This is a genomic window from Paraburkholderia saeva, from assembly GCF_907164555.1.
Taxonomy (GTDB): domain Bacteria; phylum Pseudomonadota; class Gammaproteobacteria; order Burkholderiales; family Burkholderiaceae; genus Paraburkholderia; species Paraburkholderia saeva.
Genome location: NZ_CAJQZC010000001.1, coordinates 480,546 through 493,115, shown reverse-complemented (window position 1 = coordinate 493,115; position 12,570 = coordinate 480,546). Strand labels below are relative to the sequence as shown.

Sequence of the window (12,570 nt, the reverse complement as noted above, 5' to 3'; positions counted from 1 at the left end):
TCCGATCAGGCGTCACGCGCGTCGCGGCGCCCCAACCGAAGCACGCATCGTCACGGTTACCGGAAAGTCGCGGAAGATTTCCCACGACGTGCCGTAGCATTGATTGACGAGCCAGCGCACGGCGTTCTGCGTCAGCTCTTCAGTGGGAATATGAACCGACGTGAGGCCGGGCGCTGTATAGGCGGCGGAATAGTCATCGTCGTAGCCGATCACCGATACGTCATGCGGCACCGAGATGCCGGCCTGCTGAAGGCGCGCCAGCGCGCTGACAGCCATCGTATCGTTGGCACAAAAAAGACCCGTGAAACGCCGCTTCGAATCAAGCAGCGTCTGCACGCCCGCATAACCGCCCTCCAGCGAGAAGTCCGATTCGACCAGCGCTACATCGGAACGTGCGATACCGTGGCTTGCGAGTTCGTCAAAGAAACCTTCGATACGCGCCTGATTGTCCGATGCGGAGAATGGCCCGGAAATCACGGCGATTTCGCGGTGTCCATACTCGACGAGCGTGCGCGCCGCGAGCATGCCCCCCCGATGATGATCGGCGCAGAACGACGCTTCCGGCAGCTGCCCGGACACGCGATTGAGGAATACGATGCGCGAGTGCATGCTATGCAGCTTCGCGATGTCTTCGTCGTGCAGGTCGTGGCTGATCGCGACAACGCCGTCGCAGTCGCGACCGATCAGAAACTGCACGGCTTCGATCGCACGCTCGCGGGGCGAGGAATCGCCGCATCCTGTCGCGACGACGACGTGACGATGCACCGCACGCAGTTCGGTATCAGTCTGCTTGAGGATCGTGCCGTAGTAAGAGCCGAAAAACGTCGGCACGAACAGTCCGATTATGCCAAGCGATTGCGTCGCCATCGCGCGGCCGATCGACGACGGCCGGAAGTTCAGCTGCTCGATCGCAGCCTGCACGCGCGCGACGGCTTCGGCCGAAACCGGTCCGTTGCCCGATATTGCCCGCGATGCCGTCGACATGCCGACCCCGGCGAGTGCCGCGACGTCTTTCAAGGTTGCCACGCGTGCTCCGATGATCGATATGTTCTTGTATGTCCGCTACAAACGCGAACCGTCGGCTTCGTCAAACAGCGAAACATGTTCGCCATCCAGCGTGAAGTCCGCCGATTCGTCTACAGTAAACGGTGTCTTGTCCTGCGCAATGGAAGCGATCTGGGTGCCATGATAGTCGAGCCATACCACGCGATGGTTGCCCATCGGCTCCACGAGTGAAACCGTTGCCTTGTGCGTCGCAACGGCGCCCAGCCTCACGTCTTCCGGACGAATGCCCAGCACACACGGCGTGTTCACAGTAGGCGTCGTCCTGAACGGATAGTGCGACACGTTCAGTTCCAGATGTGGAAGACGAAACCAGATGCCGTTCTCGCGGCGCTCGAGATGACCCTTTAGCAGGTTCATCGGCGGCGAGCCGAGGAACGTCGCGACAAACAGGTTATCCGGCTTCGCATAGATCTGTGCGGGCGTGCCGGTCTGCTGGATCACGCCGCCACGCATAACCGCCATGCGCGTCGCAAGCGTCATCGCTTCGACCTGATCGTGCGTCACGTAAATCATCGTCGCGCCGAGCTGCCGGTGCAGATGTTTCAGCTCACGCCGCAATTCCGTACGCAGTTTCGCGTCGAGATTCGAAAGCGGTTCGTCGAACAGAAACACATCGGCCTCGCGCACGATCGCGCGGCCGATTGCAACGCGCTGACGCTGCCCGCCCGAAAGCTGCGCCGGGCGACGCTTGAGCAGCGGCCCCAGCTGCAGCATTTCCGCGGCGCGATTGACGCGGCGCGTGATTTCGTCCTTCGGCGTGCCGTTGATGCGCAACGCGAACGAAAGATTGCGCTCGACGTTCATCGTCGGATACAACGCGTACGACTGGAACACGAGCGCGATGCGGCGGTCCTTCGGGTCGGCCCATGTCATGTCCTGGCCGCCGATTTCGATGTTGCCGTCGGTCACGTCGATGAGACCCGCGATGCTATGCAGGAGTGTCGATTTCCCGCAACCCGACGGGCCGAGCAACACAAGGAATTCTCCTGGCTCGACTTCCAGGTCGAGCGCCTCGATCACGGTATTTGCGCCCAGCTGGATCTTCAGATTGCGGATCGATACATTCGATACGTTGGACATGCGTTAGCCCTTGACTGCACCGGAAGCAATACCGCGAACAAACCAGCGGCCGGAGATAAAGTAAATCGCGAGCGGCACCATCGACGTGAGAATCGTCGCCGCCATGTTGACGTTGTAGAGCCGCTCGCCGGTTGTCGTATTGATGATGTTGTTCAGTTGCACGGTCATCGGCAGATTCTTCGTGCCGGCAAATACAAGGCCCAGAATGAAGTCGTTCCAGATGCCGGTCACCTGCATGATGATCGCGACGACAATGATCGGCACCGACATCGGCAGCATCAGCTGCAGGAAAATGCGCCAGAACCCGCCGCCGTCGATGCGCGCCGCCTTGAAGAGCTCTAGCGGAATCGATGCATAGTAGTTGCGAAACAGCAGCGTCATCACCGGCATGCCAAAGATCGTGTGAATGACGACAATGCCGGGCAACGAACTGAAAAGATGGATGCTTGCCAGCACGCGCACCAGCGGATACACCATCACCTGCACAGGAATGAACGCGCCGACCAGCAGGATGGCAAAGAGCGCGCCCGCGCCACGGGGTCGCCAGAACGACAGCGCGTAACCATTCACCGCCCCGATGAAAATAGACAGGAGCGTGCTTGGCACGACGATGCGCACCGAGTTCCAGAACCCCACCTGGATGCCGTTGCAGTCAAGACCCGTACACGCCGACTGCCACGCGGTGCTCCACGGCTCCAGCGTGAGATGAGCCGGCAACGCAAGCAGATGGCCCAGACGGATCTCGGACATCGGTTTGAGCGACGTCACGAGCATCACGTAAAGCGGCAACAGGAAAAAGAGCGCTGCAGTCAGCAGGAACGCGTAGACGCCGATGCGTGCAGGCGTGAAGTGCGAGCGCCGCCTGACAGCTGGCACCGCAGGACGAGCGGCACGGGATACGTTCATCAGACGTCCTTGCGCAAAGCGGCGCGGCTGCGCGCATAGAAGAACGGCGCGAGAATCGCGAGCACCGTGGTAAGCAGCACGATCGAAGCCGCCGAGGCGAGCCCGATATTGGCGCGTCCAAACAGATAGTCCATGATGAATTTCGCCGGCACTTCGCTGGCCGTGCCGGGTCCGCCCTGCGTCATCGCGACCACGGCATCGTAGAGTTTCACGACCATCACGAACAGCAGCACGAACGCCGTCGAGATCGAGGGCCCAAGCATCGGCACGACGATGCTGGCGTAGACACGCCAGCGCGGAATGCCGTCAACGCGCGCGGCTTTCCAGATCTCGTCGTCAATGCCACGCAGGCCCGCCAGCAGCAACGCCATCACGAGGCCGGACGCCTGCCATACGGTCGCGATGACGAGCGTATAGATCACATAGTCCTGCTCGACGATCCAGTCGAAATGCGCATGCACAAAGCCGAACTTGTGCAGGACTTCCTGAATCCCGAGTTGCGGATTCAGGATCCATTGCCATACGAGCCCCGTCGCGACGAACGACATCGCATACGGATACAGAAACACCGTGCGTAGCGCACCTTCCGCGACAACCCGCTGATCGATGAAGATCGCGAGCAGCAGACCAATCACCATGCACGCGACGATAAAGCACGCGCCGTAGATCACGATGTTCTGCAGCGACAACAGCCAGCGGTCGTTGTGAAAGAGCCGCACGTACTGCGTCATGCCCGCGAAGTCGCCCGAAGGAAACGTTCGCGAATTGCTGAGCGATACGCGAGCGGTCCACAGCATCGTGCCCAGGTACGCGAACGCGACCGTGAGCACCATCGGTATCATTGCGACCCAGGCGGCGAGCGGGAACCGCCTGCGTCGCAGGCGGGGTGGCAATGCAAGCGCGACCATCGCGCCGTCAGCTCTTGAGCGCGCTGGCAAACGCCTTCTGCGCGTCGTCGACCGACTGGCTCTTGTTCCAGAAGTTCGTGATCACGTCCGTCAGCGCGCCCTGCACGTCAGGCGGAATCAGCATTTCCGGATTCGGCAGCTGGCGCGATTTGTCCTTCATGATCGCAATGCCCTCTTTCGCGCACATGTCGAGCGACGACTGATCGACGTCGGGACGAATCGGAATCGAGCCCTTCTTCGCGCTGAACGCAACCTGCGCTTCGGGCGACGTCATCACCGTGGCGAGCAGGTTTTGCGCCTTGATCGCCGCCGCGTTGTCGGTCTTCGGGAAGACGAACACGTCGCCTGCCACCATATACGGCGACTTCGGACCAAAGCCCGGGAAGCAGCCAAAGTCTTTGCCCGGCACCTGCTTCGCCGCCGAGAACTCGCCCTTCGCCCAGTCGCCCATGATCTGCACACCGGCCTTGCCTGAAATCACGAGCGCGGTCGCATCGTTCCAGTTACGGCCCGGCGAGCCCGGATCGACATAGTTGTGCAGACGCTTGAACGTGGTCATCACATTTTTGAAGGCAGCCGAGTTGACGGCGTTCTGGTCGCGATCGCGATACACCTTCAGATAAAGATCGGTGCCGCCGACATCTGCGAGCACAGCATCGAACGTGATTTTTTCCTGCCAGGCCTGGCCGCCGAGCGCGAGCGGAATCACGCCCGCCGCTTTCAGCTTGTCGAGGTCGCCGAAGAACTCGTCGAACGTTTTAGGCTCGCCTGCAATGCCGGCCTTCTGGAACGCCGGCTTCGAATAGAAGAACCAGTCCTGCATGTGAATGTCGACGGGCGCCGCGTAGAAATGCCCGTTGACCTTGATGCTGTTCAGGATCGATTCGGGAAAGATCGCATTCCAGTTTTCCTTTGCAGCCACTGCGTCGACGTTGTTCAGAAGGCCCTGGTCGATCAGGTCATGGAACTGCTTCGACGTGTTGAACTGGGCCGCTGTCGGCGGATCGCCACCGACGATGCGGTTGATCGCCGTCGAGCGCGCCTGATCCGCGCCGGCTACCGCGTTGTCGACCCATTGCCCGCCTGCCTTGTTATACGCATCGGCGAACTGGCGGATCGCGGCCGATTCGCCGCCCGACGTCCACCAGTGAATCACGTTGGCCTTGAGCGGCTCGGCGGCCCGCGCGGGCTGCGTTGCCTGCGTTGCAAAAGCGCCCATCGCGATGGATGCGATGATGCCGGCGAGCACCTTTCTTCTACTGTTCATTCCGTCTCCTCCAGGCTTTGCGCCCGTGTTTCCAGACCGATACAGGGACAACCGATATAACCCGCGTCAGGCGCGTGCAGCACGCTCCTTCAGAAACTTCGCGATCAGTTCGGCACTGCGCTTGAACGTGCGCTTCTGCGTATCGTAATCGACATGCACGACACCGAAGCGGCGTTCATAGCCAAACGCCCATTCGAAGTTATCCATCAGCGACCACACGAAGTAGCCGCGAATATCGACGCCCTTCCTGATCGCCTCGTCGACAGCGGCAAGGTGACGCTTGAGAAACGAAATACGCTGCGGGTCGTCGACGCGGCCATCGACCACCTTGTCGTCCGACGCCATGCCGTTTTCCGTGATGTAGATGGGCGGCAGCGCCGGGTAGGTCTGGTTAAAGCGGATGAGCAGATCGCGCAGCCCGGCCGGATACACCTCCCAGCCCATCTGCGTGCGCTCGACGCCTTCCAGCGGCACTTCCGTAAAGCCGTGCGCGCCGTCGCTCTTCACGTTCGTGCGGAAATAATAGTTGATGCCGAGGAAATCGAGCGGCGTTGCAATCGTCTCCATATCGCCCTGAAGCACGAGCGGATCCGTGCCCGGCCACAGTTCGAACAGGTCTTCCGGATACGCGCCCTTCAGGAGCGGATCGAGAACCCATGCGTTGTGCTGCACCTCGAAGAGATGCGCGGCGTGGCGGTCAGCCACGCTGCCGGAGTCCGGTGTGCCACGGCCGATGTTTGCAACGATGCCCTTCTGCGACGCCGGATCGTTCGCGCGCAGCACCGGAAGCGCGGTGCCGTGCGCAAGCAGCAGATGATGCATCGCCTGCGTCGCAAAGCGGCCGTTCGCGAGACCCGGCGCGTGATGGCCGTTGCCGTAGCCGAGAAACGCCGAGCACCACGGTTCGTTCAACGTCGCCCATGCATCGACCTGACCCGCGAGTTCGCGGCTCATCAGATCGGCGTAATCGGCAAAGCGATAAACCACGTCGCGATTGAGCCAGCCGCCGCGATCTTCCAGATGCTGCGGCAGGTCCCAGTGATAAAGCGTGACGAACGTCTTGAGGCCTTTCTCCTTCAGGCGGCCGAGGAGCCGCTTGTAGAAATCGAGACCCTTCTGGTTGGGGCGACCCGCTTCGTCCATGACGCGCGGCCACGCAATCGAAAGACGGTACGCGTCGACGTTCAACGCCGACAGCATATCGAGGTCGCTTTCCCATCGGTTGTAGTGGTCACAGGCGACTGCGCCCGTGTCACCGGCGAGCACCTTGCCGGGAATCGCCGAGAACGTGTCCCAGATCGACGGCAGACGGCCGTCTTTCTGTGCGGCACCTTCGATCTGGTACGCGGCAGTGGCCGCGCCCAGCAGGAAATCCCTGCGCCAGAGCGCGGAATCGGACGGCGGCGAAAACACGTCGTCAGAAAGAGCGGATACGTCGTTTGCCACGGATTCTCCTGCGCGCGTTCGTTAGGACAGGTCGTTGCGGGGCGCAGTGTGGAAGCGCTTCCACAAGACCCGCCAACGATAGCAGCGCGCAATTCATCGCAGCAATCAGGGTTTGTCTTTAGAGCGCTCAAGTAATGCGTCACGGGGCCGTTATTTCCCTGTGGGACAGCGTCCGCTCTGGCTGCGCTCCCGTCACGCATTTCCCAAACTGCAGGTTGCTTCAGGAGTCCGGATGTCGAAGTTGAGAACGAACTGGCGGCGGCACGTCACGCATTTCATGCTTGCCGTCGCTCCCGTTTTCCTCATCGCGACGGCAGCGCATGCGGATGGACTCGCGCCCACCTTCGGCCCGAGCACCGGCGGCAAGCTGTTACTGACAGGCGGCGTCTCGGAGATCGAAGGCGCGGCCGGGGGCGGCCTCGTGCCGTGGGCAGTCATCGGCGGTTACGGCGCCAGCAATCAGGTCGGCGGCAGCGCATTTGGCACTTACGTGCGCACGCAGGATTACGCGCTCGGCGCGTACGGCGCGGCAATTGGCTTTGCCAACCGCCTTGAGCTTTCGTTCGCGCGCCAGACGTTCGACACGCGCGACATCGGTCCGCTGCTTGGCCTTAAAGATGGCTTCACGTTTAACCAGGACATCCTCGGGCTTAAGGTCCGTCTTTTCGGCGATGCCGTGCTCGATCAGGACACCTGGATTCCGCAGATTTCAGCGGGCCTGCAGTACAAGCACAACGAACAGGGCGACATCGTGCAGGCCGTCGGTGCAAGGAGCAGTTCGGGCACGGACTTCTATCTCTCCGCGACGAAACTGCTGCTTGCGCAAAGCCTGCTGTTGAACGGCACGCTGCGCATGACGAAGGCGAACCAGTTCGGTCTGCTCGGCTTCGGCGGAGATCGCTCTAACGCATACCACCCGGAATTCGAGGGTTCGGTGGCCGTCCTGCTTTCGAGGAACATCGCGCTCGGCGCCGAATACCGCACGAAGCCGGACAACCTCAGCTTCGCGCGTGAGCAGAATGCTTACGACGCGTTCATCGCGTGGGCGCCGACGAAACACATTTCACTGACCGCTGCGTACGTGCAGCTCGGCGACATCGCGACGATCAGGAACCAGCACGGCGCGTATCTCTCCGCGCAGCTCAGCTTCTGATCGCCATGAATCGCACGCCTTGCAGGATGACATCATGAATGCCCTGATACGCCGCACGTCGCTCGCGATGCTGATGGCCATCGCATCGCTTTCATACATGAGCACGCCGGCACGCGCCGACGAAGCGCTCTTCAACGACTTCGGCGGCACAGCCGGTCTCGCGAAAATTGCCGACGACCTGATGACGAACGTGCTCGCCGATCCACGCACGCGCCCCTATTTCGAGGAAGCACCGCAAAAGCGGATCAAACAAAAGCTCGCTGAACAGCTGTGCGTGCTGCTCGACGGACCCTGCACCTACACAGGCCGCACGATGAAGCGCGCACACGAAGGCCTCGGCGTGACCCGCGAAGCGTTCAACGCACTCGTCGAGAACCTGCAAAAGGCGATGGACACAAATAACGTGCCGTTCCGCTCGCAGAACAGGCTGCTGGCGAAACTCGCGCCGATGTATCGCGAGATCGAAGAACGCAATCAGGAACCGCAAGATGCGAAATAACGTCGTCCGCATACTCGTGATGCTGCCCGGCCTTGCCGCTGCGGTTTTCTCGCTCGCGGCAGCGGCAGCGGCTCTGCGCGTGCAGGTCGCGGACCAGAGCGGCGCGCCGGTGGCGGACGCGATCGTCTACGCCGTGCCCGCCAGCGGCAAGCTGCCTGCGAAGCCGCCGGCAGGCGCGATCATCGATCAGGTACACCGGCGCTTCGTGCCGCTCGTCTCCGCGATCCAGACAGGCGGGGCCGTCTCGTTTCCGAACAAGGACAACATCGAGCACGACGTCTATTCGTTTTCGCCGGCGAAGAAGTTCGAACTCGATCTCTATCACGGCGTGCCCGCGCATCCGGTGGTGTTCGACAAGGCGGGGCTCGTCGTGATGGGCTGCAATATCCACGACACCATGGTCGCGTATCTGCTCGTCGTCGATACGCCCTATTTCGGCAAGACCGATGCGAGCGGCGCGGCCGTGATCGATGGCCTGCCGGCCGACAGCTATCAGATCGTGGCGTGGCACTTCCGGATGACGGACCCTGACGCGAAGCCCACGCAGAAGATAAGCCTGACCGTGGATGCTTCCACGAAATTCGCCTTGCAGTTAAAGCCCGCCGAATAAACGCCGGATCAACCGGGAGGCCGTATGCGCATTCATAGCCTGCGCACCCGCATTTCGCTGGTTTTCGTACTGCTGTTGCTGGTCGTGCAGGTGACCGCCTTTGTCGCGATCAATACGGTCATCGCATCGAACGCACGCCGCAACGTCGACGATCAGCTCGCCGTCGGCGAACGCGTGTTCCAGCAGGTGTTGCACTCGAATGGAGAAAAGCTGACCCAGGCCGCAGGCGTCGTCGCGGCCGACTTCGGTTTTCGCGCGGCCGTCGCGACCCACGACCAGAAGACGGTCGCGTCCGCGTTGCAGAATCACGGCGATCGCGTCAACGCGGATGTGGTAATGCTGGTCGGACTCAACGGCAAGCTGATCGCCGACAGCCATCATCCCGGGCGTGCTGGCGAAACGTTCGCGTTTCCCGCGCTGATTCGCATGGCCGAACTCAAGGGCGATGCGTCGATCGTCGGCATCATCAACGACCGCCCATATCTGCTCGTCGCGGTGCCCGTGAAGGCGCCGCTGGTAGTTGCCTGGGTGACGATGGGCTTCGCGATCGACAATGCGCTCGCGCAGGAAATGCGCAACCTGTCGGGGCTCGACGTATCGTTCCTCGGCAGCGCGAACGGCGCGCGCTGGTCGATCCTCGCCACATCGCTGCCGCCGGCCGTGCGCGAGCCGCTGCTCGACACCATCGGCAGCACGCCCGCGGCGCAGTTGCACGCGGCCGCGCCGCGTCTCGCGAAAGGCGCCCGCGACGGCGACTACGGCATGCGTGTCGTAAAGCTCGCGTCGGACGGCGAGCCGGTGCTGGTCGTGTTGCAGCGCTCGCTGAAAGAATCGATGGAGCCGTTCCGGCGTCTGCAGACCACGTTGATCGTGCTGACGCTGATCGGCGTGATCGTCTCGATTGTGGGCAGCTGGTTCACCGCGCGCAGCGTGACGCGCCCGATTCGCGCGCTGACGGATTTCTCGCGCCGCATCGGCCAGGGCGATTACACGCAACCCATCGAGGCTTCGCATGACGACGAAGTTGGCGAGCTTGCCACCGCGTTCAACCAGATGCGCGAAGGCATCGCCGAACGCGAAGGCCGCATCATGGACCTCGCGTATCTCGACCGGCTCACCGGCCTGCCGAACCGCGCGCTCTTCAACGACCGGCTGCAGCAGGCCATCAGCGTCGCGCTGCGTCTCGGCCATCCGTTGTCCGCGATGATGATGGACCTCGACCGCTTCAAGTACGTGAACGACACGCTCGGCCATCACATCGGCGACCTGCTGCTGTGCGAAGTCGGCAAGCGTCTGCGCGCCACGCTGCAACGCAGCTCCGACACCGTCGCGCGGCTTGGCGGCGACGAGTTCGCGATCCTGTTGCCCACCGACGATGTGTTCGCCGCGAAGATCGTCGCGAGCCGGCTGCTGCGCGCACTCGAAGAGCCGATCATCGTCGAAGGCCAGGTGGTGGACGTGGGCGCGAGCATCGGCATCGTGACCTGCCCGGAAAATGGTTCGGACATGCACGTGCTGCTGCGTCGCGCGGACGTCGCGATGTACGCGGCGAAGCGCGCAAATTCAGGCTATGCGGTCTACAACGAACGCGATGACCAGCACAGCGCCGAGCGGCTCTCGCTGATGAGCGAACTGCGCCAGGCCGTCGAGCGCGACGAGCTCACGCTCTACTATCAGCCGAAGGTCGATCTCGTGACGCACGCGGTGAAGTACGTCGAGGCGCTGGTGCGCTGGGACCATCCGGTGCGCGGCTTCATTCCGCCCGACGACTTCATTCCGTTTGCCGAGCAGACTGGCTACATCAAGGCGGTTTCACGCTGGGTCGCGAACAAGGCGATCTCGCAATGCGCGACATGGCGCGCGATGGGCATCGATCTGAAGGTATCGATCAACGTGTCGGCGCGCGATCTGATGCATGCGGAACTGCCGGAAACGTTCGACAGGCTGCTGCGCAAGTACGCGCTACCCGCGAACTGCGTGTGGGTCGAGATCACCGAAAGCGCGATCATGGACGACCCGAATCACGCGATTGAAACGCTGGATGCGCTGCATCGTCTTGGCATCCGTCTGTCGATCGACGACTTCGGCACGGGCTATTCGTCGCTGTCGTACCTGAAGCGGATGCCGGTGGACGAGCTGAAAATCGACAAGTCGTTCGTGATGGGCATGGCCGACGACCGCGACGACGAAACCATCGTGCGCTCGACCATCGATCTCGGTCATAACATGGGCCTGAAGGTGGTCGCGGAAGGCGTGGAGACCGAGGCGGTGCTCGATCATCTGAAGACCCTGCGCTGCGATCTTGCGCAGGGTTATCACGTGAGCCGTCCGTTGCCGCCGGAAAAACTCGAGGTGTGGCTGACCCAGTGGCACGAAGAGAACAACGTCGAAACCGAAACGACGGCGGGCTTGACGGATCTGAGCGAGGAGCCGACCTGACGGGCATGGGCGGGGCGAGGGTCGCGCTTCGTGCGCAGGAGCTCAGGTGTCCTCACGCGTCGCGACCCACGCGCGACACGTCGATGGCTTGCATCAAGGCATTACGAATGCGTGCGGCCGATCGCTTCCTTCCACTGCATTGCGCGCATTGCCCAGCGCCTCGGCGCCTTGTAGCGGATCTGCACGGATGTCACGGATTTCGCTTCCGGCGCGGGCGGCATACCGTCATCGGTCGCCTCGAGTCCGGCCTGACGCAATCTGCGGTTCTCAGCTATCTCTTCTGTATCCACCTGGTCATCGATCATGATGTACTCCTTGTGTGAAGGCGAAAGCGGCTTGCGCCGCGACCGTTACCGGTCCGGCGCACGTCTCGTTCAATACGTGAATGAATGCGCTACGAATGCTCAGGCCTGAACCTGATCGGGACTTTTCACTTCCGGAGACGGGGCAGCGCCTGGCATGTAGCGGAATGATTCGTGCATCGCGCCGAGCGACTGGTTGAACGCCGCAACGGCGGGCTGCATCGCGCTCATGACGCCATTCGGTCCGAACGGCTCGGTGTGCTCCATGCTGGTCGCGAGCTTCGACCATGTCGTCCTGTACTGCTCAACGACGTTTTGACCTGCCTCGATCACGGCGCCCTGGAACTTCGCATCGATGTCCTGCACGTGATGGGCATAAGCCATGCTGCGTTCAATAATCTGGCGAGGCAGGCCCGCGCCTGAAGCAAACGGAGCCGAGGCAAACTCACCGGACGACAACGCGCCCTGCACTTCATCGAGGGAAGTCTTCATCGCGGCAAGATTGAGTTGCGTCAGCTTTTGCAGCCACTCAAAGGCTTCCAGCTGCAAACTGACGAGAACGGGGAAAGTGCGCTGCCCAAATGCGGTGGACTGTTCGACTGCGGTGTTCATTGAGTGCTCCCGAATCGACCTGGCACATGCGTCCAAGGGATTCGGAGGCGAGTGTCTCCTGAAGAGACCTGCAGGTCGAACGATGCAACGCCTGTGCTGCGTCGCAACATCAACTCACTGTATACCCTTCACGCAGGATGTACAGACATTCCGGAATTCAATCCGGCATGCCGAAGCGGGCGATGAAGCACGGGCTCGCGCACCACGGGACAGCCGCGCTGTGGAAGCAAAAATGATGCGCGACAGCAATGCTGAAACAGCGCACACTCACGGGACGCTAGAA

The 12,570-nt window shown here is 61.8% G+C and carries 12 protein-coding genes; 4 read left to right on the top strand and 8 right to left on the bottom strand.

The features are described 5' to 3' along the window. Positions 1–12 precede the first annotated feature (12 nt). From LPA36_RS02195 to LPA36_RS02170, 6 genes are all read right to left on the bottom strand, one after another. Entirely contained in the window at positions 13–1,026 is a 1,014-nt protein-coding gene (locus tag LPA36_RS02195; protein WP_228874508.1) for a LacI family DNA-binding transcriptional regulator, read from the bottom strand. A 36-nt stretch (positions 1,027–1,062) separates the two neighbouring features. Further along, on the bottom strand, positions 1,063–2,145 hold the full coding sequence (locus tag LPA36_RS02190) for an ABC transporter ATP-binding protein (protein ID WP_228874507.1): 1,083 nt from the start codon (positions 2,143–2,145) through the stop codon (positions 1,063–1,065). A gap of 3 nt (positions 2,146–2,148) precedes the next feature. Then, a complete protein-coding gene (locus LPA36_RS02185; protein WP_228874506.1) occupies positions 2,149–3,051 on the bottom strand; it encodes a carbohydrate ABC transporter permease in 903 nt (300 codons plus the stop codon). After that, positions 3,051–3,959, bottom strand: coding sequence for a carbohydrate ABC transporter permease (locus LPA36_RS02180; protein WP_228874505.1), 909 nt, complete (start codon positions 3,957–3,959; stop codon positions 3,051–3,053). Before LPA36_RS02180 ends, LPA36_RS02185 begins: the two co-directional genes overlap by 1 nt. Before the next feature lie 7 nt (positions 3,960–3,966). Further along, positions 3,967–5,226 (bottom strand): ABC transporter substrate-binding protein, encoded by a 1,260-nt coding sequence (locus LPA36_RS02175; RefSeq protein WP_228874504.1) that lies wholly within the window; start codon positions 5,224–5,226, stop codon positions 3,967–3,969. Between the two features lie 66 nt (positions 5,227–5,292). Then, entirely contained in the window at positions 5,293–6,672 is a 1,380-nt protein-coding gene (locus LPA36_RS02170) for a GH1 family beta-glucosidase (protein ID WP_228874503.1), read from the bottom strand. A 232-nt stretch (positions 6,673–6,904) separates the two neighbouring features. Between LPA36_RS02170 and LPA36_RS02165 the strand changes: the two genes are divergently transcribed. The 4 genes from LPA36_RS02165 to LPA36_RS02150 are packed head-to-tail and all read left to right on the top strand — an operon-like array spanning position 6,905 to position 11,373. Continuing rightward, positions 6,905–7,825 carry a DUF3034 family protein gene (locus LPA36_RS02165; protein WP_228874502.1) on the top strand — a complete coding sequence of 307 codons (921 nt, stop codon included), beginning with the start codon at positions 6,905–6,907 and terminating at the stop codon, positions 7,823–7,825. A gap of 34 nt (positions 7,826–7,859) precedes the next feature. After that, on the top strand, positions 7,860–8,324 hold the full coding sequence (locus LPA36_RS02160; protein ID WP_228874501.1) for a group I truncated hemoglobin: 465 nt from the start codon (positions 7,860–7,862) through the stop codon (positions 8,322–8,324). Next, complete coding sequence (locus LPA36_RS02155; protein ID WP_228874500.1) at positions 8,314–8,934, top strand: methylamine utilization protein; 621 nt, start codon at positions 8,314–8,316, stop codon at positions 8,932–8,934. Before LPA36_RS02160 ends, LPA36_RS02155 begins: the two co-directional genes overlap by 11 nt. 24 nt (positions 8,935–8,958) lie before the next feature. Then, the gene (locus LPA36_RS02150) at positions 8,959–11,373 is read left to right on the top strand and encodes a putative bifunctional diguanylate cyclase/phosphodiesterase (RefSeq protein ID WP_228874499.1); all 2,415 of its coding nucleotides are present in this window, start codon (positions 8,959–8,961) and stop codon (positions 11,371–11,373) included. A 101-nt stretch (positions 11,374–11,474) separates the two neighbouring features. Here LPA36_RS02150 and LPA36_RS02145 read toward each other — a convergent pair whose 3' ends face one another. Continuing rightward, positions 11,475–11,678, bottom strand: a complete 204-nt coding sequence (locus LPA36_RS02145; RefSeq protein WP_228874498.1) for a hypothetical protein — start codon at positions 11,676–11,678, stop codon at positions 11,475–11,477. A 99-nt stretch (positions 11,679–11,777) separates the two neighbouring features. Further along, positions 11,778–12,287: a phasin family protein gene (locus tag LPA36_RS02140; RefSeq protein WP_228874497.1), complete on the bottom strand. Its 510-nt coding sequence runs from the start codon at positions 12,285–12,287 to the stop codon at positions 11,778–11,780. Positions 12,288–12,570 lie beyond the last annotated feature (283 nt).